The 26,043-nt window shown below is 68.0% G+C and carries 31 protein-coding genes; 8 read left to right on the top strand and 23 right to left on the bottom strand.

Annotated features, from left to right (window positions below; translation table 11 throughout):
- Positions 1–5: 5 nt before the first annotated feature.
- The 9 genes from ACZ1J6_RS16925 to ACZ1J6_RS16885 form a co-directional block, all read right to left on the bottom strand.
- Complete coding sequence (locus ACZ1J6_RS16925) at positions 6–395, bottom strand: DUF3168 domain-containing protein (protein ID WP_314465077.1); 390 nt, start codon at positions 393–395, stop codon at positions 6–8.
- A gap of 3 nt (positions 396–398) precedes the next feature.
- Positions 399–578 carry a hypothetical protein gene (locus tag ACZ1J6_RS16920; protein ID WP_465127578.1) on the bottom strand — a complete coding sequence of 60 codons (180 nt, stop codon included), beginning with the start codon at positions 576–578 and terminating at the stop codon, positions 399–401.
- Positions 575–1,177, bottom strand: coding sequence for a head-tail connector protein (locus ACZ1J6_RS16915; RefSeq protein WP_465127577.1), 603 nt, complete (start codon positions 1,175–1,177; stop codon positions 575–577). The genes ACZ1J6_RS16920 and ACZ1J6_RS16915 overlap by 4 nt, the downstream gene beginning before the upstream one ends.
- A gap of 122 nt (positions 1,178–1,299) precedes the next feature.
- Entirely contained in the window at positions 1,300–2,442 is a 1,143-nt protein-coding gene (locus tag ACZ1J6_RS16910; protein WP_465127576.1) for a phage major capsid protein, read from the bottom strand.
- 63 nt (positions 2,443–2,505) lie between these two features.
- Positions 2,506–2,925 (bottom strand): HK97 family phage prohead protease, encoded by a 420-nt coding sequence (locus ACZ1J6_RS16905; protein ID WP_465127575.1) that lies wholly within the window; start codon positions 2,923–2,925, stop codon positions 2,506–2,508.
- The gene (locus tag ACZ1J6_RS16900) at positions 2,922–3,230 is read right to left on the bottom strand and encodes a DUF6127 family protein (protein ID WP_134094702.1); all 309 of its coding nucleotides are present in this window, start codon (positions 3,228–3,230) and stop codon (positions 2,922–2,924) included. The genes ACZ1J6_RS16905 and ACZ1J6_RS16900 overlap by 4 nt, the downstream gene beginning before the upstream one ends.
- Positions 3,227–4,402 carry a phage portal protein gene (locus ACZ1J6_RS16895; RefSeq protein ID WP_465127574.1) on the bottom strand — a complete coding sequence of 392 codons (1,176 nt, stop codon included), beginning with the start codon at positions 4,400–4,402 and terminating at the stop codon, positions 3,227–3,229. The genes ACZ1J6_RS16900 and ACZ1J6_RS16895 overlap by 4 nt, the downstream gene beginning before the upstream one ends.
- 142 nt (positions 4,403–4,544) lie before the next feature.
- Positions 4,545–5,873, bottom strand: coding sequence for a DNA-packaging protein (locus ACZ1J6_RS16890; protein WP_465127573.1), 1,329 nt, complete (start codon positions 5,871–5,873; stop codon positions 4,545–4,547).
- Positions 5,866–6,390 (bottom strand): hypothetical protein, encoded by a 525-nt coding sequence (locus ACZ1J6_RS16885; protein ID WP_465127572.1) that lies wholly within the window; start codon positions 6,388–6,390, stop codon positions 5,866–5,868. Before ACZ1J6_RS16885 ends, ACZ1J6_RS16890 begins: the two co-directional genes overlap by 8 nt.
- A 215-nt stretch (positions 6,391–6,605) precedes the next feature.
- On the opposite strand from ACZ1J6_RS16885, the gene ACZ1J6_RS16880 reads away from it, so the two are divergent.
- Complete coding sequence (locus ACZ1J6_RS16880; RefSeq protein ID WP_465127571.1) at positions 6,606–7,241, top strand: YqaA family protein; 636 nt, start codon at positions 6,606–6,608, stop codon at positions 7,239–7,241.
- Positions 7,242–7,299: 58 nt separating this feature from the next.
- Here the strand turns inward: ACZ1J6_RS16880 and ACZ1J6_RS16875 are convergent, their stop codons facing one another.
- From ACZ1J6_RS16875 to dksA, 4 genes are all read right to left on the bottom strand, one after another.
- Entirely contained in the window at positions 7,300–7,689 is a 390-nt protein-coding gene (locus ACZ1J6_RS16875) for a DUF4112 domain-containing protein (RefSeq protein ID WP_314465142.1), read from the bottom strand.
- A 62-nt stretch (positions 7,690–7,751) separates the two neighbouring features.
- Positions 7,752–9,383 (bottom strand): ABC transporter substrate-binding protein, encoded by a 1,632-nt coding sequence (locus ACZ1J6_RS16870; protein ID WP_465127570.1) that lies wholly within the window; start codon positions 9,381–9,383, stop codon positions 7,752–7,754.
- 81 nt (positions 9,384–9,464) lie between these two features.
- Complete coding sequence (locus ACZ1J6_RS16865; RefSeq protein ID WP_132264659.1) at positions 9,465–9,842, bottom strand: PilZ domain-containing protein; 378 nt, start codon at positions 9,840–9,842, stop codon at positions 9,465–9,467.
- Between the two features lie 210 nt (positions 9,843–10,052).
- Positions 10,053–10,511, bottom strand: a complete 459-nt coding sequence (gene dksA, locus ACZ1J6_RS16860; protein ID WP_132264661.1) for an RNA polymerase-binding protein DksA — start codon at positions 10,509–10,511, stop codon at positions 10,053–10,055.
- Between the two features lie 308 nt (positions 10,512–10,819).
- Between dksA and ACZ1J6_RS16855 the strand changes: the two genes are divergently transcribed.
- The gene (locus ACZ1J6_RS16855) at positions 10,820–11,161 is read left to right on the top strand and encodes an SEL1-like repeat protein (protein ID WP_442045039.1); all 342 of its coding nucleotides are present in this window, start codon (positions 10,820–10,822) and stop codon (positions 11,159–11,161) included.
- 13 nt (positions 11,162–11,174) lie between these two features.
- Here the strand turns inward: ACZ1J6_RS16855 and ACZ1J6_RS16850 are convergent, their stop codons facing one another.
- Genes ACZ1J6_RS16850 through ACZ1J6_RS16830 form a run of 5 tightly spaced genes read right to left on the bottom strand, consistent with a single transcriptional unit; the run spans position 11,175 to position 14,453 of the window.
- Entirely contained in the window at positions 11,175–12,347 is a 1,173-nt protein-coding gene (locus ACZ1J6_RS16850; RefSeq protein ID WP_465127569.1) for a GNAT family N-acetyltransferase, read from the bottom strand.
- A complete protein-coding gene (locus tag ACZ1J6_RS16845; protein WP_465127568.1) occupies positions 12,344–13,114 on the bottom strand; it encodes a glycerophosphodiester phosphodiesterase family protein in 771 nt (256 codons plus the stop codon). Before ACZ1J6_RS16845 ends, ACZ1J6_RS16850 begins: the two co-directional genes overlap by 4 nt.
- Positions 13,095–13,559, bottom strand: a complete 465-nt coding sequence (locus ACZ1J6_RS16840; RefSeq protein WP_132264667.1) for a RidA family protein — start codon at positions 13,557–13,559, stop codon at positions 13,095–13,097. Before ACZ1J6_RS16840 ends, ACZ1J6_RS16845 begins: the two co-directional genes overlap by 20 nt.
- A 31-nt stretch (positions 13,560–13,590) precedes the next feature.
- Positions 13,591–14,247 (bottom strand): HAD family hydrolase, encoded by a 657-nt coding sequence (locus tag ACZ1J6_RS16835; protein WP_132264669.1) that lies wholly within the window; start codon positions 14,245–14,247, stop codon positions 13,591–13,593.
- The gene (locus tag ACZ1J6_RS16830; RefSeq protein WP_465127567.1) at positions 14,244–14,453 is read right to left on the bottom strand and encodes a DUF3572 family protein; all 210 of its coding nucleotides are present in this window, start codon (positions 14,451–14,453) and stop codon (positions 14,244–14,246) included. The genes ACZ1J6_RS16835 and ACZ1J6_RS16830 overlap by 4 nt, the downstream gene beginning before the upstream one ends.
- A 130-nt stretch (positions 14,454–14,583) precedes the next feature.
- Between ACZ1J6_RS16830 and ACZ1J6_RS16825 the strand changes: the two genes are divergently transcribed.
- The 3 genes from ACZ1J6_RS16825 to spt all read left to right on the top strand — a co-directional run bounded on the left by ACZ1J6_RS16825 (position 14,584) and on the right by spt (position 16,574).
- Positions 14,584–14,946, top strand: a complete 363-nt coding sequence (locus ACZ1J6_RS16825) for a response regulator (RefSeq protein WP_132264672.1) — start codon at positions 14,584–14,586, stop codon at positions 14,944–14,946.
- Between the two features lie 139 nt (positions 14,947–15,085).
- Entirely contained in the window at positions 15,086–15,325 is a 240-nt protein-coding gene (locus ACZ1J6_RS16820; RefSeq protein WP_132265304.1) for an acyl carrier protein, read from the top strand.
- A gap of 13 nt (positions 15,326–15,338) precedes the next feature.
- Positions 15,339–16,574 carry a serine palmitoyltransferase gene (gene spt, locus ACZ1J6_RS16815; RefSeq protein WP_314465050.1) on the top strand — a complete coding sequence of 412 codons (1,236 nt, stop codon included), beginning with the start codon at positions 15,339–15,341 and terminating at the stop codon, positions 16,572–16,574.
- A gap of 43 nt (positions 16,575–16,617) precedes the next feature.
- Here the strand turns inward: spt and ACZ1J6_RS16810 are convergent, their stop codons facing one another.
- Positions 16,618–17,166: an NADPH-dependent FMN reductase gene (locus ACZ1J6_RS16810; protein ID WP_465127566.1), complete on the bottom strand. Its 549-nt coding sequence runs from the start codon at positions 17,164–17,166 to the stop codon at positions 16,618–16,620.
- A 154-nt stretch (positions 17,167–17,320) separates the two neighbouring features.
- Between ACZ1J6_RS16810 and ACZ1J6_RS16805 the strand changes: the two genes are divergently transcribed.
- Positions 17,321–17,512, top strand: coding sequence for a hypothetical protein (locus tag ACZ1J6_RS16805; RefSeq protein WP_132264678.1), 192 nt, complete (start codon positions 17,321–17,323; stop codon positions 17,510–17,512).
- A gap of 3 nt (positions 17,513–17,515) precedes the next feature.
- Here ACZ1J6_RS16805 and arfB read toward each other — a convergent pair whose 3' ends face one another.
- Genes arfB through pabB form a run of 4 tightly spaced genes read right to left on the bottom strand, consistent with a single transcriptional unit; the run spans position 17,516 to position 21,594 of the window.
- Positions 17,516–17,932: an alternative ribosome rescue aminoacyl-tRNA hydrolase ArfB gene (gene arfB, locus ACZ1J6_RS16800; protein WP_465127565.1), complete on the bottom strand. Its 417-nt coding sequence runs from the start codon at positions 17,930–17,932 to the stop codon at positions 17,516–17,518.
- Entirely contained in the window at positions 17,929–18,582 is a 654-nt protein-coding gene (locus ACZ1J6_RS16795) for an RluA family pseudouridine synthase (RefSeq protein WP_132264682.1), read from the bottom strand. The genes arfB and ACZ1J6_RS16795 overlap by 4 nt, the downstream gene beginning before the upstream one ends.
- Before the next feature lies 1 nt (position 18,583).
- Entirely contained in the window at positions 18,584–19,765 is a 1,182-nt protein-coding gene (locus ACZ1J6_RS16790) for a pyridoxal phosphate-dependent aminotransferase (RefSeq protein ID WP_465128258.1), read from the bottom strand.
- A gap of 11 nt (positions 19,766–19,776) precedes the next feature.
- Positions 19,777–21,594 (bottom strand): aminodeoxychorismate synthase component I, encoded by a 1,818-nt coding sequence (pabB, locus tag ACZ1J6_RS16785; protein WP_465127564.1) that lies wholly within the window; start codon positions 21,592–21,594, stop codon positions 19,777–19,779.
- A 149-nt stretch (positions 21,595–21,743) separates the two neighbouring features.
- Here pabB and ACZ1J6_RS16780 point away from each other — a divergent pair, with 149 nt between their 5' ends.
- The gene (locus ACZ1J6_RS16780) at positions 21,744–23,342 is read left to right on the top strand and encodes a helicase HerA-like domain-containing protein (RefSeq protein ID WP_134094692.1); all 1,599 of its coding nucleotides are present in this window, start codon (positions 21,744–21,746) and stop codon (positions 23,340–23,342) included.
- A gap of 4 nt (positions 23,343–23,346) precedes the next feature.
- Positions 23,347–26,031, top strand: a complete 2,685-nt coding sequence (locus ACZ1J6_RS16775; RefSeq protein ID WP_465127563.1) for a M1 family metallopeptidase — start codon at positions 23,347–23,349, stop codon at positions 26,029–26,031.
- Positions 26,032–26,043 lie beyond the last annotated feature (12 nt).

The raw sequence follows: 26,043 nt of genomic DNA, 5'->3' as shown, positions 1-26,043 counted from the left end.
AGGGATCAGGCGGCGAGCAGCCGGAAGCGATATTCAAGCAGGATCGCGCGGCGGCTCTCGCCGCGCTGTTCGGCGCGGGCGCGCAGGAACTGGACGGCGACGACCTGGAAGGTCGGCTGGTCGCGGGGAAGGTCTTCGATCCGCGCCTCGATCGCAGTGATGAGGAAGGCCGCGGCGTCGGGCGTTTCGCCCCGGCAGTGAAGTTCGAGGGCGACGCGCACCTCGCGGCCCGGCGCGGTCTTGCAGCTCCAGTCCGTGCTGGCGCTGGAGGCGATGGCGAGCCACGGCAGGCTGGTGCGCGAGGGGGCTTCCTCGACGATGGCGTTGAGCTGGGCCGCAAGCACCGGATCGGCGCCGAGCCAGTCCATGAGAACGGCGCGCAGGGCGATTTCCATTCCTTATCCTTTCGCGAAGAGCGGCCAGACCAGGTCGGCCCGGCGCCAGCGGCTTTCGTCACGCCGGGCCGCAAGGTGGCGGGCCTGGGCGTGGGCGGCGGCAAGCGCGGCGGCGCGGGCGGCCAGACGGCGCGCGAGATCGTCGAAAGCGGTGTCCGCATCGGCGGCGATGGTCCTGCTCATCGCAGGCGTATCCGCCGCCACGGGCGCCAGAGCGCCGCTACCGAGGCGGGGGGAAGAGCCGCGGCGCCCTCGCTCTCGCGTTCGCGGTGCTGGTGCGCGGCAAGGCGGATCATCCCGTGGCGCAGCCCGTCCGGCAGGTGGTCCCAGTCTTCGGCCAGCCCCGCCGTGAAACGTACCGCGATGCGAACGATGGAGCGCGTGGGATCTGGCGGCAGGGACAGCCTCACCCGGCCGCCGCCATCGGCGCCGAGGTCGATCTCGGCAGTGCCTGCCGGAAGCGGGAAGCGCTCGCTGGCGCTGCCGCTGCTGCCAGTGCCAGTGCCAGCGCCGATAGGGTCAGGGCCGAGTCCGTCGATGGCGGTAATCGCCTGTACCGGGCGGGTCGACAGCGCGTGCCAGCCTGCTTCTGCCGGCAGCACTTCCTCGCACTGCGCGGCCAACGGCATGCTTCCGGTGAACGCCTCGCAGGTTTCGAGCGCACTGGCGAGCAGGGCCGAAAGCGGTCCGTCGTCGCGCGTGGTGGTCACGCCGAGCCACTGCTTGAGCTCGGCAAGCGCCGAGGGTGGCAGCACGGCCGGCGTGAGAATGACCCGGTTCATGGGTGTCTCCGATGAGAAGGGAGGGGGCGGGTAGCCCGCGCCGCCCGAAGGTGGCGCGGGCTGCTGCTCAGGATCCGCGCGGAGGAAGCAGAAGGCGTCCTCCCCCGCGCGGGCCGGGGGCGTCAGGCCGAGATCTTGAGCAGCTTGATCGCGTCGGAATCGAGCACCTGGCCGCCGATGCGCTTGGTCGCGTAGAAGTGGACGAAAGGCTTGTTGGTGAACGGATCGCGCAGGATCGAGGTGGCGCTGCGTTCCGCGATCAGATAGCCGGCGCGGAAGTTGCCGAAGGCGATCGGGAAGGCGCCCGCCGCCACGTCGGGCATGTCCTCGGCCTCGATGACGGGGTAGCCGAGCAGACGGTTGGGCTGGCCTTCCATCAGGCCGGGCTGCCAGAGGAAGGAGCCGTCCGACGCCTTGAGCTTGCGCACTACGGCCAGGGTCTTCGCATTCATCACCCAGCTTGCGCCCTGGCGGTGGCCGCCCTTCAGCGCATGGACCAGGTCGATCAGCTTGAGTTCGGGCGCGGTGTCGAAGCCGGTGGCATTGCCCGTGGCAAGGAACTGCAACGAGCCGAAGGGGCGCGCCGCGTCGCCTGTGGCGGCATTGGGCGCGGTGAGGAAGCCCATCGGCTGGTTGATGCCGGTGCCGCTGACGAATGCACGCCCTTCCGCGCGCGCGAATTCAGAGGCGATTTCGTCCGCCAGCCAGGACTGGATATCGAAGGCGGCATCGTCGAGCATGGCCTGGCTGGCGGCCGGGTTGGCATAGAGTTCGCCGGCGGGCGGCGCGATTTCGGCAAAGCTGGGCGTGGCGGTTTCGGTGCGGGCGCCGGTTTCGCTCACCCAGCCCGAGGCGGTGCCGCCGGTGGTGATGAGCTTGCGGTAGCCCGCCGTGCCGGTCTGCACCACTTGCGCGATCGCGCGGATCGGGCTGATGTCCCGCAGTCTGGCGGAAATCAGCGCGTCCACTTCGCGCGGCACGGCATAGCCGCCGTCCGAGGCGGCGATGCCGGAGAGCGATTTCACCTCCGTTTCGCGGCCCAGGCGCAAGTAGCCATCGACGAAGCCCTTCACTTCGAGGCTGGCGGAACTGGCGGCGCCGCCTTCGATCACCGGGCGCGAGGCCGCGCGGCTGACGCGGTCGAGACGGGCCTTCACGTCCTCGACATCGCCGCGCAGGGTTTCGACGGCGGCTTCGGTGGCGTCCTGACGGGCGACGAGGTCGAACGAAGCGTCGAGCGCTTCGACCGGGGCAATGGATTCCATCGGGCACTTACCTTTCGGTTGGAGCCGCCGGATTGGCGGCGGGAAATCAATCGGGGGAAGGGATCAGGCGATCAGGTGGACCCGGGCGCCGTGCTGCATCGGGTGAGTGACGAGGCTCACCTCGAACAAGTCCAGGTCGAGCAGATCGCGGCCCTCGGCGCCGGCGCGGCTGGAGCGGGCGCGATAGCCGAAGGAGAGCCCGGTCACGGCCCCGCGCCGCAGCGCGAGTCCGGCTGCGCCGTCCGGGTTGTCGACCGCGGCGATCACGCGCAGGCCGCGTGCGTCTTCGGTGGCCGTCTGCACCCAGCCGATCCGCAGGTCCGGCCGGTGCTGCCAGAACAGCGGCAGGGGATCGCGCCGCTCGGCCAGGGTCCGGGCGAAGGCGCCGGGCCGGATCGCGTCGCGTCCGGCATCGCGGTGGCCGAACAGGGCGGCGTAGCCGGCGAAGCGCAGCGCGCGTGCATGCGGGGCCTGCGCCATCATCGCAGCAGCTCCCCGGTACCGAAGCGAACCGCGAGGCCGAGCAGGAGCAGGGCGAGCACGCCGCGCACCAGCCAGCCGATTGCCGCGGCCTGGGCGCTGGCCTTGGCGTCGCGCCAGGCCTGGAGCAGTTCGCGCAGTTCCGAGAGATCGCCGGGCGCGGTCGCATCGTCGAGGCCGATCCGTGACAGCATCCGCCGCGCGCCCACTTCGCTGGCTTCCTCGACGATGGCGCGCAGCGTCACGAGTTCGCTGCCTTCGGTGGTCGCCTGGGCGAGCAGGCCGGCCAGCATGTCCTTCTGGTTCATGATTTGTTCTCCACGTCTTCCAGGGTCGACGCCGGTTTGGGCGCGAGTCCCAGCAAGGATCGTTTCTCGTCATCCCCCAGGAAGTCCGCCGCGCTGACTTGCGCCCAGAGGCGTTCGCGGTCTTCGGACAGGGCCGGTACGCGGTCGAGGTCGATGGCCAGGGCGGCCTCCGGGAACCAGGGCGAAACCCCCTCGCAGAGACCGGCGAGAATCTTGGTCGCCAGCGGCAGCAGGGTGAGGCGCCAGAGCGCGCGGTTCGCCTCCCGGTAATTGGCGTAAGTGGCATCGCCGGGCAGGCCCAGCAGCATCGGCGGCACACCGAAGGCCAGCGCCACGTCGCGGGCGGCGGCGGCCTTGAGCGTGGCGAAGTCCATGTCCGCGGGCGTCATGGCCATCGCCTGCCATTTCAGGCCGCCCTCCAGCAGCATCGGCCGCCCGGCATTGCCCGATCCGGCATAGGCCTGGGTCAGCTCGGTCTTGAGCCGGTCGAACTGGTCACCCGTGAGCGTATTGCCCTCGCCCGCCTCGTAGACGAGCGCGCCGGACGGACGGGCCGCATTTTCCAGAAGCTGGCGGTTCCACTGCGAGGCGGCGTTGTGCGTGGCGATCGCTTCGTCGGCGGCGGTCAGGCACCCCGCGCCGTAATGGTCGTCCGCCGGGTGGAAATGGCGGATGTGGATGACGTTGGGCGCGGCGTCCTCGTCAAGCAGCGGGATCGTCAGGCGCCGCCCGGCCACGTCGTAGGCGAAAGCAGCGGGCCAGCCGTCCTCGCCCGCGACGATGGAGACGCGCTCGGGCCGCAAGGCGAAGAGTTCCACCGGACGGCCGCGCGCGTCCTTGAGCACTTGCACATAGGCATTGCCGTGGAGCAGGAGGTGGCAGGCGAGCGTCTCCAGCAGCGACTGTCCCGCGCTCGTTTCGGTCACGAGAGAGACAAGCCGCGGATCGGCAGGGCGCAGCGGCGCGCCGCCGATGCCTTCCGCAACCAGACGCACCGCGCGCTGGGCCACGGGATTCTCAAGATAGGCGCGGCGCACGGCCGAGCCATATTCGAAGGGAGCACGCCCGCCGCCGCTCTCGGCGAAAAACCATGGCGAGGCCGGTCCGCGCGCCAGCGGCACGCGGGCACTCTCACCCTTGAAGGCGGCGACGAGCGTTTCGAGGAAGGACACTGCAGGGTTTCCTTTCAATGGGGTTTTCACGAGCGGATCGCTCCGCAGGCCGCTGAGGCCCGAAATGACGCAGGGAGGGTGCTGCCTGGCGTCCAGGGTGTCCGCGCAAGGGCGCGCAGATCCCCGGTCCGGTGCGGGAAACTCAGGCCAGCCGCACGCGAGGCTCGCCGTTCCGGCCGAGCATCAGTTCGCTCAGGGCCCAGACCAGGGCGTCGGCACGATCCGGCGAGCGTCCCGGGCCCTGGTAGGCACCTCCGGCGATGAGGCCGCACATCTCGTCTTCCAGCGCGGGAAACAGCCCGGCATGACGGACCCGCCCGGCCTCGTATAACGCGGCGACCGGCTCGGCGCGGGCGACTTTGCCGCGGCTGGCGTGGACCAGCCGCAAGGGCAGAGAGAGCTGGGCCGCGCGCAGTACCGAGGCGACCATGGCGCCGCCCTGGTTGGCCTCCGCAATCACCCGGTCGGCATGCCAGGCCTCGGCGGTGCCGGCGACGGCGCGGGCCCAGCGTTCGGGACCCGCCTTCTCCACCGAGGCATCGGCCATGACATGCGCGGTGCCGTCCTGCCCCATGCCCACGACCACGATCCCGCAGGCATCGCCCCCGGCCGAGGCCGGCGGATCGACGCCGACGACCACGCGGTCGCATGCGGGCGCGGCGTCCTCCCGGCAGCCTTCCAGCAGGGCACGGCTCCACAGCGCGCCTTCGACATCGGCGATCACTTCGCCGTCGATCTCCTGCCGCCCCAGCAGGCTTTGCGAAAACGTCCGGCGCATGGCCCTGAGGAAACGGGCGGGCAGGTTGGCCGCATTGTCGAAGGTGCTGCCGCGCGTCACGGCGACTTCGCCGTCCTGGCTTTCGGCCAGCAATCGCGTGACCAGGGGTACGCTTCGGGGCGTCGTCGTGGCCACGACGCGGGGGTCATGGCCCAGCCGGAGACCCATGAGCAGGTTGTCCCAGCTTGCGACGGCCCTGCCCGAGGCATTGTCCCATTTGGCCACTTCGTCGCACCAGGCGTGGCTGTGCTGGGGGCCGCGCAGGGCTTCCGGCTCGGCCGCGGAATAGAGCGTGGCCTGCGCGCCGTTCGGCCATGTCAGACGGCGCAGCGAGGGTTCGAAAAGGGGCCTTCTCCAGGGCGCGCCTGTCGACAGCAATCCGCTTTCGCCTTCGACCATGACCGAGCGCGCCTCGCCGAGATGGGCGGCGACGAGCGCGATGCGGGCATCGGGATGATGCTCCGCAACCTCGTTCACCCATTCGGCGCCGCAGCGCGTCTTGCCGAAGCCGCGCCCGGCCATGACCAGCCATACGCGCCAGTCCCCGGCGGGGGCGATCTGCGAGGGCCGGGCCCAGAGACGCCAGTCCCAGCGCCATTCGCGCTGTCCGGAGGCGCCAAGACCCGTCATGAAGGATTCCAGTTCGCCGTCTTCGGCTTCGGCCAGCCAGTGCAGGGGATCGGCTTCAGCCATGATCGGCCTCCTTGCCGGTTTCGAGCGCGCGGCGCGCCGTGATCTGCTGGCGCAGCTGCGCCAGCTTGGCGTGAATAGAGGCGCGCACGGCGGCCAGATCCTCATTCTCCCGCGCCGCCCGCTCGCGCGCCACGGTTTCGCGGTGGAGGCCGAGGAGGCGAAGGGCGGTGGCGTTGTCGAACTTGACCTCGCCGTCCCGGGGATCGCCGAAGCGCAGCCGATAGAGCACTTCCATCTCGAGGTTCTCGTAGCCTTCGAGCAGGGCGACGTGCCAATCCCGGGCGAATTCCGGGTCTGTCCGGCGCAGTCTATAGGCCTTGCCCGGCGGCACTCCGGCGGCGGTGCTGGCGGCACTGACGTTCGAGGTCTCGGCCAGCGCGGCGAGGAAATCCGCACGCCAACGCCGGTTGTGGATGGGGCGCTCGTCCCCGGGCTCATGCGCCGTGGAGACAGGGCTGATCGTCTTGCCACGCCGGCACCGTGCAGCGCCGGACGTAGCCCGTTTCGGCTCGACCATAGGGGATCATCCCGGAGTTGATGTGGTGCGGATCGAAAGGAGAACCGGACGAATCGGCTGCTCCCTTTGTTCCTGTTTTGTACCAATCCAGCGTCGTAATGTCAAGCAGATATAACCAAATGGGTTATAGCTTGCCGCCTCCGCGCCGGCCTACTAAGCACGGCACGCGTGCCGCCTTCTTGCGGTGCCCGATCTCATGACAGCCGGAGAACTCGATGCTGCGCCGCCTCTACGACTGGACCATGGCCAAGGCGGCGCACCGCCATGCCGAATGGTGGCTGGCCCTGTTCGCCTTCATGGAAGCCAGCTTCTTCCCCGTGCCGCCGCATCCGCTGCTGGGGCTGATGTGCCTGGCCGAGCCGAAGAAGGCGATTCGCTTCGCGATGATCGCCACGCTGGCATCGGTCGTGGGCGGCCTGCTGGGCTATGCCATCGGCCACTTCGCCTATGCCGCTTTCGGTGAGGCGCTGCTTCACGCGCTGGGGCTGGCGGACAGCTTCCCCAAGGCGGCCTGCTACTTGCGGGAATACGGCGCCGAGATCATCGTGGTGAAGGGCGCGACGCCGATCCCGTTCAAGCTGCTGACGATCACGGCCGGCTTCATCGGGATGAACCTGGGCGTGTTCATCGCCGCCTCGGTCGTCTCGCGCTCGATCAGCTTCATGATCGTGGGCGTGCTGTTCCGCTTGTTCGGCGCACCGATCAAGGCCGTGATCGACAAGCATCTCGGCAAAGTCACGGCGGCCTTCGCCATCGCCGTGGTCGCCGGCTTCCTGGCGGTCGCTTTCCTGGGCGGCGGCACCAAGGAAGCCAACCAGAAGTGCGACTTAGCCGCCGCTGCCAAGGCCTGACCCGGCAGCCGCGCGAGGGGGAAATGACGGCGCCGTCCGCGACGGCGCCCTTATCGGCCTAGCCCTCGATCACCCGCGCATGGGGGTGATGCTTGGCGATATGCTTGCGGACGATCTTCAGGTTTCGGCTGTTGGAGCGGAACACGAAATCGAACAGATCGCCGGCCACCGGAACCGCGCCCAGCAGCGTATCGACGCCGACATTGACGGTCATCCGGGCGAGCTGCCACTTCGGCATGCCCAGCCGCCGGGCCTCCCACACGATATACATGCCGAGCGCCGCCGAAACGAGATCGCCGGCCACGGGAACCAGGCCCATCACCGCGTCCAGCCCCACCTTGCGGCGGATGCCGGGAAGCGAGATGGCGCGCTCCAGCACATGCTCGAGCATTTCGATGCGACGGGAGATGGAAACCGGATCGGACCCGAGCGGAAATTCCAGGTCCATGCGCCGTGCGGAAGTCTGTCCAGTCGCCAAAGTCGTACCTCTCCTCGAAAGGGATAGGCGAATTATCTGGGGACCCAGGCCAATGGCATCAAGGGGTGCCAGCCCCAGGTATTGGGCGCGAAGCCCGCGACGCTGCCGCGTACCAGCGACCAGCGGATCGGAGTTCCGAAGGGAATGAACACGTTGGCGGCCGTGAGTTCGGCCTCGGCCTCGGTCAGAAGCGCGGACCTTTCCTCGGGCGTGGTGGCCGTGGTGGCTTCCTTCACCCGCGCATCGGCCTCGGTGGAACAGAGGCCCTGTCCGTCGCTGCAGGCCAGGCGGTTGAGAAACCACGCAGCGCGGGGATAGCGGGCGACATCGTCCACCAGCCGCAGGTCCGCAGCTTCGATGTCGCTGCTGCGCAGGAGATGGACGCCGATGGCCGCGAAGTCTGCGGCGAGCTTGCCGAACAGGGTATCCGATCCGTCGCCGGCTGGGAGCCAGATCGACAGGTGCGGGCCGTTGGCGGCGGGCGGAACCGGCGCGGGGGCTGCGCCGCGCGTTGCCTTGGTCGCTTGCTTCGGCGCGGCACCGGGTGGCTGGGGGGCGGCCGGAGCGGCCGGAGCGGCGGCCCGCTCGCCGGTCGATCCGCTAGCGCCCGATGCCCAGCGGCGCACGCGCGCCGCGGCCACCGCGCGCCGGTCGTCGAGCGACTGTTCGCTCCACCGTTCGCCGATCGTGCCAAGGTCGCCATCGAGGCTGGGCGAAACGAGCCGGGTCGTGGGCGACCATCCACCGAGGCTGAACGGCGCGATCAGGCCCTCCCGGTCGATCGCCATGGCCAGAGCCTCGCGATTGGCGGGGTCGGCCAGGAAACCCTTGTCGCGCATCACCTTGAGGCCGAACAGGCCGACCACGGGATCGAGCTGGATCGTCCCGCGCAGGATGCCGACCGAGCGGGTGAGGGGGAAGTCCTGGATCTCGCCGCCCATCACGATATCGACTTCGCCCGCGTTGAACGCCTCGACCGCGGCTGGACCATCGAGCACTCGCAAGTCGATGCGGCGGCTGCGCTGCGGCCAGTTTTCCACCGCAGGCAGCCCCAGGCTGGCGGGATCGATGGGCACGAGGCGGGCCGCGCTACCGGCGCGTTCCAGGCGCATCGGCCCGGCACCGCGGTTCTTGAAGGCCAGGCCGAGTTCCGGTTGGGCCAGCAGTTGCAGCAGATAGGGCATCGGCCGGCCGAGCCGGATCTCGACGACCCGCCCCGCCATCGTGCGGATTTCGTCGATACCGGCCAGATCGCGCGCGAGCGGCGTGCCGTCCAGCGCATCGAGCGCGGTCTGCAGCGCCTTCTTGGCCGATTCCGCCGTCAGCGGCTCGCCCGATGGCCAATCGCCGTCGCGCAGCCGGAAGATGTAGCTTTGCCCGTCGTCAGTGACGATCCAGCGATCCGCGAGCGCGGGAATGACGCGGCCCTTCTCGTCGAAGGCCACCAGGCCCTCGGTGGTGGAGGCGCGCAGGAGCTGCCCGGCCAGGGTGGTGCTTTCGCCAATGTCGAAGGGCGCGCCCGAAGTGCCGCCGGACCTGCCGAGGACGGCGACGCTCAAGGCCGAATTGTCCGGAGAACCGCAGGCGGCAAGCGCCAGCGCAGTGGCCAGAGGGATCAGGCGGAAGGGAACCGGAGTTCGAAAGGCATGGCGCTTGGCGAACATGGCCTTGGGACTAGTCGATTTGCGGCAGAGCGCAAATGGCTGGCGCGCCGCGGGGTCGATTTTTCGCCGGGCGCGCAGAAATCAGAGCTTGCGCAGGTTTTTCGCGGGCGTCGTGGGGGGCGAATATTGCGCTTCGTACGTGCGCACGAAATTCGGCTTGTCGTCCGGGACCGGGGTCACGGCCGCACGGGCCAGCTTGGGGTCGATTTCCTCGGTGAAGGCCACGCCGAAGCGGTTTTCCTGCACCCAGGCGACCGAGCCGGCGACCCAACCGATGTTACGGATGTTCACCGCGACCAGCGTGCCGCGCATGACCTGGATTCCGCCTTCGCCCATCATGCCGCCGGCGGAGAGGTTGCGGACCTTGATCCGGTATTCGCCGTCCAGCCCGTCGATGCGCAGATCGGCCATGAGGAACAGGCTGTCGCGCGCAATCTGGCGATTTTCGATCTCGGTCATGCGTTCTCGTCCGGCATTCGGTCAGGCAGATGATATCACGAACCTTGGCCCGCGATAGCCATAGCCTCACGCGCGAAGCGTGCTTACCGTCGATACCTAGAGGCGAGTGGCAAAGAAAGCCTTAACGCCCCGTCCGCTGTGGAAGGCCCGGCTTTCCAACAACCGGGCATCCCGTTCGGGCGGGGCGAAAAAGCTGTATTTGCGAGGGGATCACTCCTCGCGGGAGACCTTTTCGCGGCGCTCGTGCGCTTCCTGTGCCTCCACGGTCATGGTGGCGATCGGACGCGCCTCGAGACGGCCGAGGCCGATCGGTTCGCCGGTCACTTCGCAATAGCCGTATTCGCCTTCCTCGATCCGCCGCAGGGCGGAATCGATCTTGGCGATCAGTTTGCGCTGGCGGTCGCGGGTACGCAGTTCGATACCCCAATCGGTCTCGCTGGAAGCGCGATCGTTGAGGTCCGGCTCGCGGATCGGACCGTCCTGAAGCTGTGCCAGGGTGCCGGCAGAGGCGTCGAGAATCGATTTCTTCCAGGCCAGCAGAAGCCGCCGGAAGTAGTCTTGCTGAGCCTCGCACATGTAGGCTTCGTTCTCTACGGGAACATAAGAACCACCAAGCATGCGCTTGGCTTTGGCGAGGACATCAATTTCGTCAGCTAGGGCCGTTGCCATCCAGAGAATCTCCGCACGAATCCCCCCGGTCTGCCTACGCCCTGCGACCCCGGATTTTTCCAGTGGCCTCCCGGCAAACCGCGGTGCGGCGGCCTATAGGGCCGCCCCTCACCCTGCACAAGGCTATAACCATGGCAGTCCACAAAAAACCTGAATGCCGTTTCGGACAGGCACAAGTTTCTCCCGCGAGCTTGTAGCGTAAACTTACAGGGAATGTTTCAGATCTATCCTTAACGCTTTGTTGACCATGTCGGTGCCAGCCTTGCAGCACTGGACCGAAAGGACCGTAAACCGGGGGTTAGCTGACTATGGACCATGTCTGGATATCTGAAGAGCACTTCACCGAAGTAACGGAAGGTCTTTCGGGGGCCGCCGAGGACCTGTTCCTGGCAGAGCGCCTGGCCGCTGCCGCGATCGGTGATTTTTCCGCCTGCTTCGATCTGGGCGTGGCCTTTTCCACCGGCAGCCACGGCGCGGCTTGCGATCTCATCGAAGCGCACAAGTGGTTCAATCTCGCCGCGGCCCGGGGCGACGAGGAAGCGGCGACCTGCCGCACCGAAGTGGCCGAGGACATGACCGCGCGCGAAATCGCCGAAGCCCAGCGCCGCGCGCGCCAGTGGCTTTGCGCGGCAGGACGAAAGGCGGCCTGAGGCCCTTTCCGGCCTAACTCTTGCGGAAGGGCGTCCGTCCGTCCAGCAGCAGCTGGTCTCCCGCGATGCCGGAGCGCTCCTGCGTGAGATAGTCCGCGATGGCGGCGCGCAGCCCCGGATGGACGATGTAATGGGCCGAGATCGTGCGCACCGGCTCATAGCCGCGCGCAAGCTTGTGCCCGCCTTGGGCCCCCGCTTCCACGCGCGAGAGGCCGAGCGCGATGGCCGCGTCGATCGCCTGGTAGTAGCAAAGCTCGAAATGCAGGAAGGGCTTTTCCACCACGGCACCCCAATAGCGGCCGTAGAGCGCCTCGCTGCCGATGAAGTTCAGCGCCCCGGCCACGGGCGTCCCATCCATATAGGCCAGGACCAGCAGGATGCGGTCGGCCATGGTCCGGCCCATGAGCGAGAACGCCTCGCGCGTCAGGTAAGGCTGGCCCCATTTGCGGGCGCCGGTGTCCTGGTAGAATTCCCAGAACGCGTCCCAGTGTTCCTCGCGCAGATCGTCGCCGGTGAGCCTGCGGATATCGACGTCTTCCTGCGCCTTTTCGCGTTCCTTGCGAATGTCCTTGCGCTTGCGCGAGGAGAGGGCGCCGAGAAATTCGTCGAAGCTGGCATAGCCTCGATTTTCCCAGTGGAACTGGATGTCCTCGCGCAGCAGCCAGTCGGCCGCCTCGAACAGCGGCACTTGCGCGGGTTCGATGAACGTCGCGTGGGCAGAGGACAGGCCATTGTCGCGGCAGACGGTTTCGGCGGCGGCGATCAGCGCCGGGGCCAGTTCCGGGTGCGGCGTGAGCAGGCGCGGGCCGGTGGCCGGCGTGAAGGGCGCGGCGATCTGGAGCTTGGGATAGTACGATCCGCCGGCCCGGTGCCAGGCATCGGCCCAGGCATGGTCGAACACATATTCGCCCTGGCTGTGTTCCTTGAGATAGGCCGGAAGCGCCGCGGCGAGTTGTCCGTCGGGCCCGGCGATGGTGATCGGCACGGGTGTCCAGCCGCTATCGCCGCCGACGCTTCCCGATTGCTCCATGGCTGCCAGGAAGGCGTGGGAAACGAAGGGGTTGCCGCCGCCGGTCAGGGCATCCCATTCCGCTGCCGGAAGTCCGTCGACGCCGCCGTGGATCCGGGCGACGAATTCGCCGCCGGGCTTGCGCTTGCCTTCCTCCTCGCCGGGCCCGGCGCTCATGCCGGTTCTTCCGAAGGACGCTCGAAAATCACGGCGTCCGCATGGATGCCGGCGCGCTCGCGGTGGTCCGGCCTGCGCACGGTCCAGGTCGCGACCGGCAGGCCGCGTCGGCGCTGGGCAGCGGCAAAGCGGCTGGGCAGGTCGCGGATGTCGTAGGCCAGGAAGTCCGGCCGGGCCTGCCAGAGCGTGAGTCGGCGGCGGATTTTTCCGGCCAGGGCGCGGTCCTCGCCCTCGGACACGATCAGCCCGCGCACGGTGTGAGGCGAATGGCGCCGGTACCAGCGCGAGACGCGCGGGTCGAAGCTCATCACGGCGTGGGGGCCGGTATAGCCCTCCAGCACCCGCCGCACCGCCAGGCAGAGCGCGGCGACCCGGGTCCCGCGCGAGGATTTCAGCTCGATCAGCACCGGCTTGCGGCCGCCGATCAGGGTGAGCGCCTGGCGCAGGCTGGGAATGCTCTCGGCCGTGCCGCCCAGGGTGAACGCGGCCAGCTGCGCCGCGCTATGCCGGGAAACTGCGCCGGCCTCGTCGGTCAGGCGCTCCAGCGTGGAATCGTGGAACACGACGGGTGTGCCATCCCCCGCGCGCTGCACGTCGAGTTCGATGCCATAGCCTTCCTCGATCGCCAGCCGGAAAGCCGCGAGCGAGTTTTCGGGAATCACCGCGCCGTGCAGCCCGCGATGGGCATAGTCATGCCCGCCGATCCACCCGACCTTGCGCGGATCGGGCGGCGGCGAGCACCAGCGGTCAAGCAGGGCGAACGGCAACGATGGCGTCCACTTCGACAGCGGCGCCCAGCGGCAGGACCGGCACGCCGACCGCGCTGCGGGCATGCTTGCCCGCCTCGCCGAACACCGCGACCATCAGTTCCGAAGCGCCGTTGGCGACTTTCGGCTGGTCGGTGAAGTCGCCGGCCGAATTGACGAAGGCGCCCAGCTTGACCACGCGCTCCACGCGGTCGAGCGAGCCGAGCGCGGCCTTGAGCTGCGCCAGGATCATCACCGCGCAGGCCTGCGCCGCCTCGACACCGGATTCCAGGTCCACGTCTTCACCCAGGCGGCCGGTTACCAGCTTGCCTTCCACGAAAGGCAGCTGGCCCGAGACATGGGCGAGGCCGCCCGCGACCACCACCGGCACATAGGCCGCGACCGGGGCGGCGGGTTCGGGAAGGGTCAGGCCCAGTTCGGCCAGGCGGGATTCGATAGCACTCATCGTCAGCGTCTTCCTTGTGAGAGGAACGGGATCAGGATTCGGTCTTGGTAGCGTCGCTGCGTGTCAGCCAGTCGATCAGCCAGGGCGCGGCGTCCTGCCAGCGGTCGATTCGCGCATGGGCATGGCCGGCGACATGGGCGCAGGCGATATGCGGGGCGAGCAGCGGCTCGGCGCAGAGGTGCAGGCGCCCGATCTCCGGCGCCACGCCTGCCACGGAGCCGTGGTGCTGGGCCAGATCGTCCACGAAGACCGCCCGCGAAGGCGCGTACTCGTCGAGAATCGCCTTGAGAGCAGGGCCTTTCGGTCCCTGGTTGGTGAAGACGCGCACGTCGATCCCGTGCTCCAGCAATTGCTGACGGCGGGCTTCCTGGCGGAAATCCATGAGGTTGGTGAGCACCACCACGTCGGCATGATGCGCGATCTCGCGAATCGCCGCGACGGCGCCGTCCACCGGGGTCTGCCGATGCATCTGGCCGTCGAAGAACTTGTTCAGGAGCGACCACATTTCCGCCTGTTCGAGCAGGTCGCCGCCTTGCGTGCGCCGCATCGCGCCGGAAAATTCGCCGCGCTCCATGGCGAAGGTGACGCCTTCGTCCTCGGCCAGCCAGTCCCGGAAATGCGAGATCATGTAGAGGAGCACTTCGTCGCAATCGGTGATGAGCAGCGGCCTGCCGGTGCGATTCGTCATGTGCCGAGCCTTTCCCTTGCGCGGACCAGCATTTCCGGCGCGACGTCCAGCGCTTCGGCCGCGGCGACGAGGTCCGGTTCGTGCGAGCAGAGAAACTCCAGGACCGCCGCCATCGTGGCCTGCTGTCCCAGCGAGGCGCGCAGGACATCGGGCGTCAGGCCGGTCAGCGCCAGGAAACGCTCGGCGCGGTCCTGGTCTGCCAGCACCCAACCGAGGGCATTGAGCGCAAGGGCCTGCGGGTCCTGCGATGGGGATGGCGACTCTCGAAGAATTGTCAGTCTCGCTTGCCTGTCATAGAGCGGGTTTCCCCGCCCTTAGATGGTGATCACGCGTCGAATGGCAAAGCGTATCCTAGTTGTCGAGGACAACGACCTCAATCGGAAGCTCTTTTGCGATGTGCTCAGGAGCCAGGGCTTCGCCGTGGAGCCGGTGGCCGATGGCCTCGACGCGCTGGAGCGCGCCCGGGAATTCGTGCCCAATCTCGTTATCATGGATATCCAGTTGCCCAATGTATCGGGCCTGGACCTGATCGAGGCGGCCAAGAAGGATCCGGTGCTGCGCACGATCCCGGTGCTGGCCGTCACCGCTTATGCCGGCAAGGGCGACGAGGAGCGCATCCGCGAGGCCGGCGCCGAAGGCTATCTGGCCAAGCCGGTGTCGATCGGCCCGTTCATGCGCGCGGTCCGCGACTTGCTGTGATATGGCGGCGATGTCGCAACCGTCTTCGCGGCGGAAGCGACAAGTGTCGCGCCTGTGCTTGACTTTACCCCCCGTCGCCGCTTTTGCGCCGCAATTATCGGCCAGAGCGCCGCCCGAAATTACCGGAGTTGAAATGACCATGGACCGCGCAGAGACCTCGGCCCGCATCGCCGCGCTGATCGAGCCCTTCAACAAGAAGGGCATCGAAGTCGCCGACGCGACCCGCTTCACTGACGACCTCGAGTTCGACAGCCTGACCGTCATGGACTTCGTGGCCGCGATCGAGGACGAATTCGACATCATCATCTCGATGAACCAGCAGGCCGAGATCGAGAACTACGGCCAGCTCGTCGACGCCGTGGTCAAGCTCCAGGGCTGAGGGATCCATCGCGATGACCGATATGCTCAGCGAAAACGAAACCCAGGGCCACGCGGACCTGTTCAGCAAGTTCGATCCCCTGATCGAGATGCGCCGCGATCTGCTGTCCACCGGCGTCACCGATCCGTTCGGCCTCGTCATGGAAAAGGTGATCTCACCCACCGTCGCCCTGTGCAACGGGCGCGAGACGATCCTGCTCGGCACTTACAACTACATGGGCATGACCTTCGATCCTGACGTGATCGCGGCCGGCAAGCAGGCGCTGGACGATTTCGGCGCCGGCACCACCGGCAGCCGCGTGCTCAACGGAACTTACGCCGGGCACAAGGCGGTCGAGGAAGCGCTATGCGACTTCTACGACATGAAGCACGCCATGGTGTTCTCCACCGGCTACCAGGCCAACCTGGGCATCATCTCGACGATCGCCGGCAAGGGTGACTACATCGTCCTCGACATCGACAGCCACGCTTCCATCTGGGACGGCTGCAAGATGGGCGACGCCGAAGTCGTGCCGTTCAAGCACAATGACATCGAGGCGATGGAAAAGCGCCTGCGCCGCATTCCCGAGGGCGCGGGCAAGCTGGTCGTGCTGGAAGGAGTCTACTCGATGCTGGGCGATATCGCCCCGCTCAAGGAGATGATCGCCGTCGCCAAGAAGTACGGCGCCATGGTGCTGGTGGACGAAGCGCACTCGATGGGCTTCATCGGTCCCAACGGGCGCGGCGTGGCCGAGGACCAGGGCTGCCTCGAAGACGTGGACTTCGTGATCGGCACGTTCTCCAAGTCGGTCGGCACCGTCGGCGGGTTCTGCGTTTCGAACCACCCGAAGTTCGAGATCATGCGCTTGGTCTGCCGCCCTTACGTCTTCACCGCCAGCCTGCCGCCCAGCGTCGTCGCTACCGCCACGACCTCGATCCGCAAGCTGATGACGGCCGCCGAAAAGCGCGCCCACCTCTGGGAAAGCTCGCGCACGCTGCACAAGGGCCTGACCGATGCTGGCTTCCAGCTCGGCACCGACGAACCGCAGAGCGCGATCATCGCCGTCATCATGCCCGATCTCGAACGCGGCGCCATGATGTGGGAAGCGCTGCTGCACGAAGGTCTCTATGTGAACCTCGCAAGGCCGCCGGCAACGCCTGCGAACATGACGCTGCTGCGCTGCTCGCTCTGCGCCGAACATTCGGCCGAACAGGTCCAGCAGATCATCGGCATGTTCACCCGCGCGGGCAAGACGGCCGGCATCCTCTGACAAGAACGTCGTCCCGGATCGAAGTCCGGGACGACGATCTGCCTCAATCCCGGTGGCGGTCCACCAGCGCGAGGAACGCTTCAAGCCAGCCGCCGACGAACCCGGCCGACTGCTCGCCCACGGTGCCGTCCGGGGTGAGCAGGCCGTCCTTCCACTGGATGAAGGCTTCCGGCGCGCCCAGGGTGGGCATGTCGAGGTAGGCCAGCACGTTGCGCAAGTGCTGCTGGGAAAGCGCGGTCCCGATCGCACCGATCGACACGCCGATCACGCCTGCCGGCTTGCCCGCCCAGGCGCTGTCGCCATAGGGACGCGAGGCGTTGTCGATGGCGTTCTTGAGCACGCCGGGGATCGAGCGGTTGTATTCCGGCGTCACGAAGATCACGCCGTCGCTGTTGCGCACCAGCGCCTTCAGATCCTTCACCGGCTGCGCCTGGTTGCCATCGTGGTCCTGGTTGTAGAGCGGCAGGGACCCGATATCCGCGAACACGAAATCGTGGCCTGAGGCCGCCGGCAGCCGGGTCAGGGCTTTCGCGAATTGGTGGTTGTACGATTCGGCGCGAAGGCTTCCGACGACGACGACGATCTTCGACATGACGACTCCTCATGGCTGGTTGCTGCCGACGACAGGTATCGGGGCAAACGGTGTCAGTGGGAAGTCCGGGGAAGCCTCAGGGTTGCGAGGGTCTTGGTGCGATGCTTGATTTCAGGCGTTTGAGATGGCGGCCGCGCTGGGTTAAGCAGCCTTTATGAGAACGCTCTGCTTCCTGATCGCAACCCTGTCCCTGGCGGCTTGCGGACAGTCCGATCCGCCGGGGCCGGACGGCGTCACGGTCGGCGAGGCGCGGGCGCTGGACGAGGCGGCGGAAATGTTCGATGCCCGGCCCGAACCTGCCTCGACCTCGGCGCCCACGGGCGCTGCCGCCACGCAGGCCGAGTGAGCGTCAGTCGAAGCTGACTTTGCCCCGCCCGGCCTTCACCGAGCCGCGCAACTTCTTGCCCTTGAGCCGCTGCTCCTTGCCGACCCGGTTGAGGCGGCTCTTCGCGCGCTTTTCCGGCAGCTTGTGAGCATCGCGCAGCATGTCCGCCAGGCGTTCGCGGGCATCGGCGCGGTTGGCTTCCTGGGTGCGGAAGCGGCGGGCGGTGAACATCAGTTCGCCCGCCGCGGTCATGCGGCTGCCCGCCAGTTCCTTCAGCCGCGCGAAGACCGGCGGCGTCAGGCGCAACGCATAGACGTTGAGCCGCAATTGAACGGCGGTCGCGACTTTGTTGACGTTCTGCCCGCCCGGCCCGGTCGAAGCGATGAAACTCTCGCTCGCCAGGGCCTGGGCGCGGCCGACGGTCTCCTCAACCTCGCTCATTCATCGCTGAAGCCGAAAGCGGCGAAATCGGCCGGGAGCGGCGCGACGGCCACGATCGGCTCCTTGTCGCCGCGCGGCACGGTGAGGCCGGCCGCATGAAGCATGGTGCGCGGCGCGCCCTTGCTGCTGCCGTAGACCGGATCGCCGAGCAGCGGCAGGCCCAGGCCGGAAGCGGCGTGGACGCGGATCTGGTGGGTACGGCCGGTCTCGGGGCGGAATTCCACCAGGGTCAAGCCGTTCTTCTCGTCCAGCTTGCGCCAGTGGGTGACGGCGGGCTTGCCCTTCTTCGCCGGGATCATGCGCCAGCCGTCCTTGACCGTGCTGACCTTGGAGAGGTTGAGCGCGATCGTGCCTTCCTCTTCCGACAGGGTGCCGGCGACGATGCCGAGGTAGCGCTTCTTGACCAGCTTTTCCTCGAAAGCGGCGGAAAAGCGCTTCAGCGCCTTGGGATTGCGCGCCAGCAACAGGCATCCCGACGTGTCGCGGTCAAGCCGGTGCACCGGCATGGGCAGCCGCTGGAAGCCCAGCGTCAATTCCTCGAGCCGGTCTTCGAGGCTGCGACCGCCCGCGCGGGGCGTGTCGAGCGGAAGGCCGCCGGGCTTGTCGATGACCAGCGCTTCGCCGTCCTCGAAGAGGATTTCCAGTTCCATGTTACGTCAATGCTTTCTCTATGCGCCGAAGCGCTTCTTCGAGCCGCGCGTCGTCCGCGGCGAAACTGATGCGGAAGCCGTCACGCCCGCCGAAGGCGGAGGCGGGAACCAGCGCCACGCCGTGTTCCAGCAGGTGCAGTGTGAGCTTCACGTCGTCCCCGAAGCGGCCCATCAGCGGGGCGGCGTCGATCATGCAGTAGAACGCGCCGTCCGGGGTCGGGGTGGAGAGGCCGGGGATCGCGTTGATCGCGGCCACCACCTTGTCGCGCCGCTGGCGGAACCGTTCCCGCCATTCGGCCAGGAAGTCCTGCGGCCCCGCGAAAGCGGCGACGGCGGCGGCCTGGCTGATCGAACAGGGATTGCCCGAGGAATGCGACTGGAGCTTTTCCATCGCCTTGATAAGCCACTGCGGGCCGGCCGCCACGCCGATGCGGAAACCCGTCATCGCGTGGCTCTTGGACACGCCCGAGACCGTCAGGATGCGGTCGGCAAGATCGGGGCAGAGGTTGGCCAGCGTGGCATGCGGGCGGCCGCCATTACTGTCGATGGCGTATTTGATCGGCGCGTAGATATCGTCGGACAGCACCATCACGCGCGGATGACGGCGCAGCACTTCGCCGATCCCGCGCAGCATCTCCTCCGGGTAATAGGCGCCGGTCGGATTTCCGGGGCTGTTGAGCAGCACCCAGAGCGTGCGCGGCCCGATCTGCGCTTCGAGATCGGCGGCGGTGAAGCGGAAGTTGTCCTTGGCCGAAGTCAGCAGCGGAACGACCTTGCCGCCCGCGAAGCGCACGATCTCGGGATAGCTTACCCACCAGGGCGAGGGCACGATTACTTCGTCGCCTTCGCTCACCGTGGCCAGCATGGCATGGAAGATCGCCTGCTTGCCGCCCGCGCTGACCGTCACTTGCGAGGCGGGAACCTCGATCCCCAGGTCGCGCGCGAAGTGCAGGGCGGCGGCCTGCTTGAGCTGCGAGGTGCCACCGACCGCGGTATACTTCGTCTGGCCGGCATCGAGCGCGGCCTTGGCGGCCTCGATCACATGGGGCGGAGTGGGGAAGTCGGGCTCGCCCACCGAGAGCGAGATGATGTCGAGACCGGATTCGCGCAGTTCGATCGCGCGGTCGGTCATCGCGGTGGTGCCGGAAGGGGCGATGCGCGCAAGGGCGGCGGAACCGTGCATGGTGCCGCGCGTCACGCCAGCAGCCGCGCGGGAAGCAGCCCGCGCAGGGAATTGCCGATGAAGAAGCCTTCCGCCAGATCGTCCAAAGTCAGTTCGGCTTCCACCGCGCGGTCTTCCTCGATCAGCGAGCGGCGCAGCACGCCGGCGAGCAGGCCCAGCGCCAGCGGCGGCGTCAGCAGCCGGCCATCGCGTTCGACGAAGAGATTGGTGAAGGTGCCCTCGGTAACCAGCCCGTCGTCCCGCAGGAACAGCGCTTCCTGTGCGCCGGCGGCCTTGGCGGCGGCCAGGCCCGCCTCATAGAAGCCGCGGTCGCTGGTCTTGTGGCGCAGGCGCCAGTCGCCGCTGTCCACCGGCAGGCGCAGCACGCCCACGCTGACCGGCTCGCCCATCGGCTGCGGCAGTTCGGACAGCTCCAGCGCATAGGCGCCGCTGCGCGAGGCGACGAGGCGCAGTTTCGAGGGGCTTTCCGCATCGAAGCAGAGCGCCTGGATGGCATTGCGCACCGCATGGCGATCGAAGCTGAAGCCCAGCGTCTCGGCACTGCCGCGAATCCGCTCGAGATGATGTTCGAGCAGCGGGATGCCCTTTTCGGGCGTGAAGCACATCGTCTCGATCAGGTCGAAACTGGCGGGCGAGGATGCCCCTGCCGACTCTCTCACGAAACCCCCTTTGACCAGGCATTCCCGCCATTCGGGAAGCGCTTTTGAATCGGCGACCACGGCCGAGCCGACGCCGAGGACCGCACGGCCGGCCCCGTTCTCGCCCGGCGCCAGGCGCCCCGTTAGATGCAGAGTGCGAATTGCCACATTGAAGGCGGCATCGCCAGTAGGATCGATCCGGCCGATCGAGCCGCAATAGGGGCCGCGGGCATGGGATTCCCCTTCGGCGATCAGCTCCATGGCGCGGATCTTCGGCGCGCCAGTGATCGAGCCGCAGGGAAACAGCGCCCGCAGGATATCGACGGCGCCCTTGCTCTCCGCCAGATCGGCGCGGACGGTGGAGACCATCTGGTGGACGGTGGGATAGCTCTCGATCGCGAAGGCATCCTCCACGCGGACACTGCCGGCTTCGGCAACGCGCGAGAGGTCGTTGCGCATGAGGTCCAGGATCATGAGGTTCTCTGCCCGGTCCTTTGCGGAACCGGCGAGTTCCGCGCGCAGGGCCTGGTCCTGCGCCGCATCCTGGCCGCGCGGGCGGGTGCCCTTCATCGGGCGCACCGTCACCCGGCCGTCTTCCAGCGCGAAGAACAGTTCGGGCGAGAAGCTCAGCAGGTACTGCGCACCGTCGCAGACCACGCCGCCATAGCCGGCCGCGGCGGAAGGCCGGATCGCGGCATAGAGCGCCAGCGGATCGCCATGCCAGGGACCGGCCAGCGGGAACGTGAGGTTCGCCTGATAGATGTCCCCCGCCTCGATGGCGCCGTGAATCCGGGAAAAGACCCGTTCATAGTCGCCGGTCGTGATCTGCGGTTCCAGCGGTCCGATGCCGACGCGGCCCGGCGGGGCATGGCGGGCGAGCCAGTCCGGCACGTCCAGCGCGGCGATCGTCTCGTATCCGGCAAAGGCGCCGAACCACACGAGCGGGCCGGTCACCCCGGTGCGTCCGGGCAGGCGCCCCGCCAGCCGCGGTTCGAGGGCCAGTCCGGCCTCGTAGGCCAGGTAGCCCGCCAGGTGCAGCCCTTGCGCGGCGAGCTGCTCGATCCGCGCGAGCGCCGGCACCACCTCTTCGGCGCTGCGGGCGATCACGATCTCGCTCGGCGCGCGGTAGAGCCGGGCGTCGCCGGCGCCTTCGCGGCGGGCATCATCGAGGAGGACGAATATTTCGGACATGGTCTTGCCGCGCCTTTAGCGAGGGTTCGGGAACCGCACCAGCCCATGCGGCGCGGACGGCCGGGGCGATGAGCGCGCGCGTTCCCAGAATCCCTCTCGCGCTGGCGCCAAGGCCGCTCTATCACCATGGCGGGTGCAAGGAGCGGTGAATGGACGAGATTTTCCTGGGACTCGGGGCCAATGGTGAACGTCAGGTGTTGCGGCTGGACCGCGCCAACCGTCACGGGCTGATCGCGGGTGCCACCGGCACCGGCAAGACGGTGACCCTGCAGACCATTGCCGAGCAGTTTTCCGCAGCCGGCGTGCCGGTATTCCTGGCGGACGTGAAGGGCGATCTTTCGGGCATCTCGATGCCGGGCAGCCCGCAGTTCAAGAACGCCGCCGTGCTGGAAACCCGCGCGCGCGAAATCGGCATGGCGGACTATGCCTATTCGGACAATCCCGCGATCTTCTGGGACATCTACGGCGAGCAGGGCCATCCCGTCCGCACCACGATCTCGGAAATGGGGCCGCTGCTGCTGTCGCGGCTGATGGACCTCAACGACACGCAGGAAGGCGTGCTCAACGTCGTCTTCCGCTATGCCGACGAGCAGGGGCTGCTGCTGCTCGACTTGCCCGATCTCCAGGCGATGCTGGCCCATGTGGCGGAAAATGCCGCAGCGCTTTCGGCCAGGTACGGCAATGTCACCAAGGCGAGCGTCGGCACGATCCAGCGGCAGGTCCTGGCGCTGGACAGCCAGGGCGCGGCGCAGTTCTTCGGCGAGCCGGCGCTGGAAATCGCCGACTTCATCCGCTGCGACGACAAGGGGCGCGGCTTCATCAACGTGCTCGCCGCCGACAAGCTGATGCGCAGCCCCAAGCTCTACGCCACCTTCCTGCTATGGCTGTTGTCCGAGCTGTTCGAAGTGCTGCCCGAAGTGGGCGATCCCGAAAAGCCCCGGCTGGTGTTCTTCTTCGACGAGGCCCACCTGCTGTTCGACGATGCGCCCAAGGCGCTTCAGGACAAAGTGGAGCAAGTGGTGCGCCTCGTCCGTTCGAAGGGCGTGGGCGTCTACTTCGTGACGCAGAATCCCATCGACATTCCCGAGGACATTGCCGGACAGCTCGGCAACCGCGTGCAGCATGCGCTGCGGGCCTTCACCCCGCGCGACAAGCGGGCGATCAAGGCGGCGGCCGATACGTTCCGCATCAATCCCGCGCTCGACGTCGAAACGGCGATCACCGAGCTGAAAGTGGGCGAGGCACTGGTCTCCACGCTCGACGAGGAAGGCGCCCCCACCGTGGTCCAGCGCACGCTGATCGCGCCGCCACGCTCGCGACTGGGGCCGATCGAGCCCAAGGAGCGGGCGATCATCCAGTCGATCAGTCCTTTCGAGGGCAAGTACGACAGCCCCGTAAACCGCGAAAGCGCCGAGGAAGTGCTTGCCGCCAAGGCCGCCGATGCCGCGGCCACGGCCCAGGAAGTGGCGGAAAAGGGCAAGGAGGAAGTCGGCCGGCAGGAGCGCAAGAACCCCAGCTTGTGGGACGGGCTGGGCGGCAAGGTCGCCAAGGCGGCGGCCGGCGCGGCGGCTGCCAGCGCGGGGTCGATCCTGGCGCAGTCGATGCAGGGCAAGAAGAGCCGCGCGGATCCCAAGGCCTCGGCCGCCAGCGCGGCCGCCGGCACCGTGGGCGACGCCTTCGGCAAGGCGATCGGCTTCCCGGGGCTGGGCCGCTTTGCCCGCAACCTTATCGGGGGCCTGATGCGCTGACCCGATGAGGGTCGGTCTCCGCCCGGTCGTGTTTGCCGCGCTGCTGGCAGCGCCTGGGGCGGCGCGCGCGCAGGATGCGGCATCGGGGCCGGTCGCGGAAGCGTCCGGCATCCTCGTCTCGGCGGAAAGACCGGACCTTCCCTTCGGCCGCCTCGACGATTCCGTCAGGCCCCTGGCCTATCGGCTGGACATGACGCTCGATCCGGCAAAGCCGCGGTTTTCCGGCCATGTCGAGATCGACCTGACATTGGCCGCCGGAACCTCGCGGATCTATCTTCATGGCCGCGATCTCGATGTCACGCGTGCGGAAGCGCGGATCGGCGCGCGCGGTGTCTCGGCGCACTGGCGCCAGCTCGATGCGAACGGGCTGGCCGAAGTGCGTTTCGACGAGCCGCTCCCCCCCGGCCGGCTCACGCTTTCCTTCGACTACTCGGCGGCATTCGGTCAGGGCCCCGCCGGTCTGTTCCGGGTGGAAGTGGAAGGCGCGTGGTATGCCTGGAGCCAGTTCCAGTCGATCGACGCGCGCGCCGTATTTCCCGGTTTCGACCAACCGGGCTTCAAGACGCCTTTCGCCGTCACCTTGCGCACCCCGCCGGGCCTCATGGCGATCAGCAATGGCCCGGAAGTGGGTACCGCGGTGATCGAGAATGGCCTGGCCGTTCACCGCTTCGCCCCCGGCCCGCCGCTGCCGACCTACCTGGTGGCGATCATGGCCGGGCCATTCGCCAGCGTGTCCGGCGAAGTGCCGCCTTCGCCCCAGCGGGCAGAACCCTTGCCGCTGCGGATCGTCTCCACCCGCCAGAACGCGGCGAACCTCGCCTTCGCGCTGGAGGGCAGCAAGCGCATCGTCACCCTGCTGGAGGACTATTTCGGAGAGCGCTTTCCCTTCCCGAAGCTCGACCAGGTGACCAGCCCGATCCTCCCGGGTGCCATGGAGAACCCCGGCGCCGACCTCTACCGCGACGACATCCTTGTCATGGACGAGAACGCGCCGGTGGAGCAGCAGCGGCAGTTCGGCATGATCGTGGCGCACGAACTCGGCCACCAGTGGTTCGGCGATCTCGTCACGCCGGACTGGTGGGACGATCTCTGGCTCAACGAGAGCTTCGCCAACTGGATCGGCTACCGCGTGGGCGAGCAGTGGCGGCCGGACCTTGGCATTGCGGGCGATGCACTGGGCACCGGGTATCAGGCGATGGACATCGACGGCCTGCTCGCCGGCAGGCCGATCCGCCAGCCTATCGAAACCAGCGAGCGGATCGATTCCGCTTTCGATTCGATCACTTACGGGAAGGGCGGTCATGTCGTGGGCATGATTGCGCAGTGGCTGGGAGAGGAGCGCTTCCGCCAGGGTGTGCGCCGCTACATCGACGCCCACCGGCAGGGTAGCGCCACCAGCGCCGATTTCTTTGCCGCCCTGGCCGACGTGGCCGGAGACCCTCGCCTGGTGCCGGCCATGCGCAGTTTCGTGGAGCAGCAGGGCGTGCCGCTGCTCGCCATGCGCCAGGCCGGGGACCGGGTCACGGTGACGCAGCTTCGCTATACCACGGCCGGTGTGGCGCCGCCCGAGGCGCGCTGGACGATCCCGCTCTGCTTTCATCGCGGGTCCCAGCGGCTGTGCACGATCATGGACCAGGGCACGCAGGCCTTCTCGGTGCCCGGAGAAGGGCCGGTGTTCCCCAATGCCGGAGGCAGCGGCTACTATCGCTTCGAACTCACCGCCAACCACTGGAAGGCGCTGATCGCCGAGGCCGACCGCCTGCCCGGCGGCGAGGCCCTGGCGCTTGTCGATTCGCTCGATGCCTCGATCCGGGCCGGGCGCGGCAACGTGGCGGAAATGGCGGGACTGGCTCGCAAGCTGATCCGCCATCCGGACCCTCACGCCGCCGATGCGCCGGACAAGGCACTGGCCCGCTACATGATGGAAGGCTTCGTCGGCACTCCGGCGCGGCGCAGCTTCGGTCTCTTGCGCGAGCGGCTCTATGCGCCGCTGCTCAAGGAACTCGGCTTCGACCCTCGCCTCGGGGTCTATGCCCATGAGGCGCCGGCGCGGACCCAGCGCCGCGTGCAAGTGGTGGCGGCCCTGCTCAACACCGGGCGCGGCGCGCGCCTGCGCGACCAGCTCGCCGATGCCATGGCGGCCTATCTGGCCGGTGACCATGCCGCGCTCGACCCTGCCTGGCTGGACCATGCGCTCGATCTCTACCTCTATCGGCGGCCTGCCGAAGCGGCGCGGGATCTGGTGGACCGGGCGCTCGCCTCGGAGGACCCGGTGTTCCGGCCCGCGGCGCTGGCAGCCGCCTCCCGCACCGGAGATGCCAAGCTCGCGGCCTGGCTGCTCGCCATGGACGACCCGCGTCTGCGCGAAAGCGAAAGACGCGACCTGCTGGACGGCGTGATGGCGCGCAGCGCCACGCGCGAGCTGGGTTACGATTGGGCGCTCGCGCACCTGGACGGGCTGCTGGACGGCAGCGATGGGCCGTTCCTGGTCCGGCGCCTGCCGCAGATGCTCGGGCGGTTCTGCTCGGTGGATAGGGCCACCCGGATCGCGCGCGACTTCAAGGCGCGGCTGGCGGGAACGCCCGGAGCCCTCGAACTCGACCGCGCGATCGAGCGCGTGCGCAATTGCGGTTTGCTCGACGACATGCTGGGTGCTCAGATCGACGCCGAGTTCGCCAAGCTGAAATGACGGCCTGAAGCG

This window comes from Novosphingobium sp. BL-S-21 (assembly GCF_055521655.1).
This window is presented reverse-complemented; position numbering and strand designations above follow the sequence as displayed.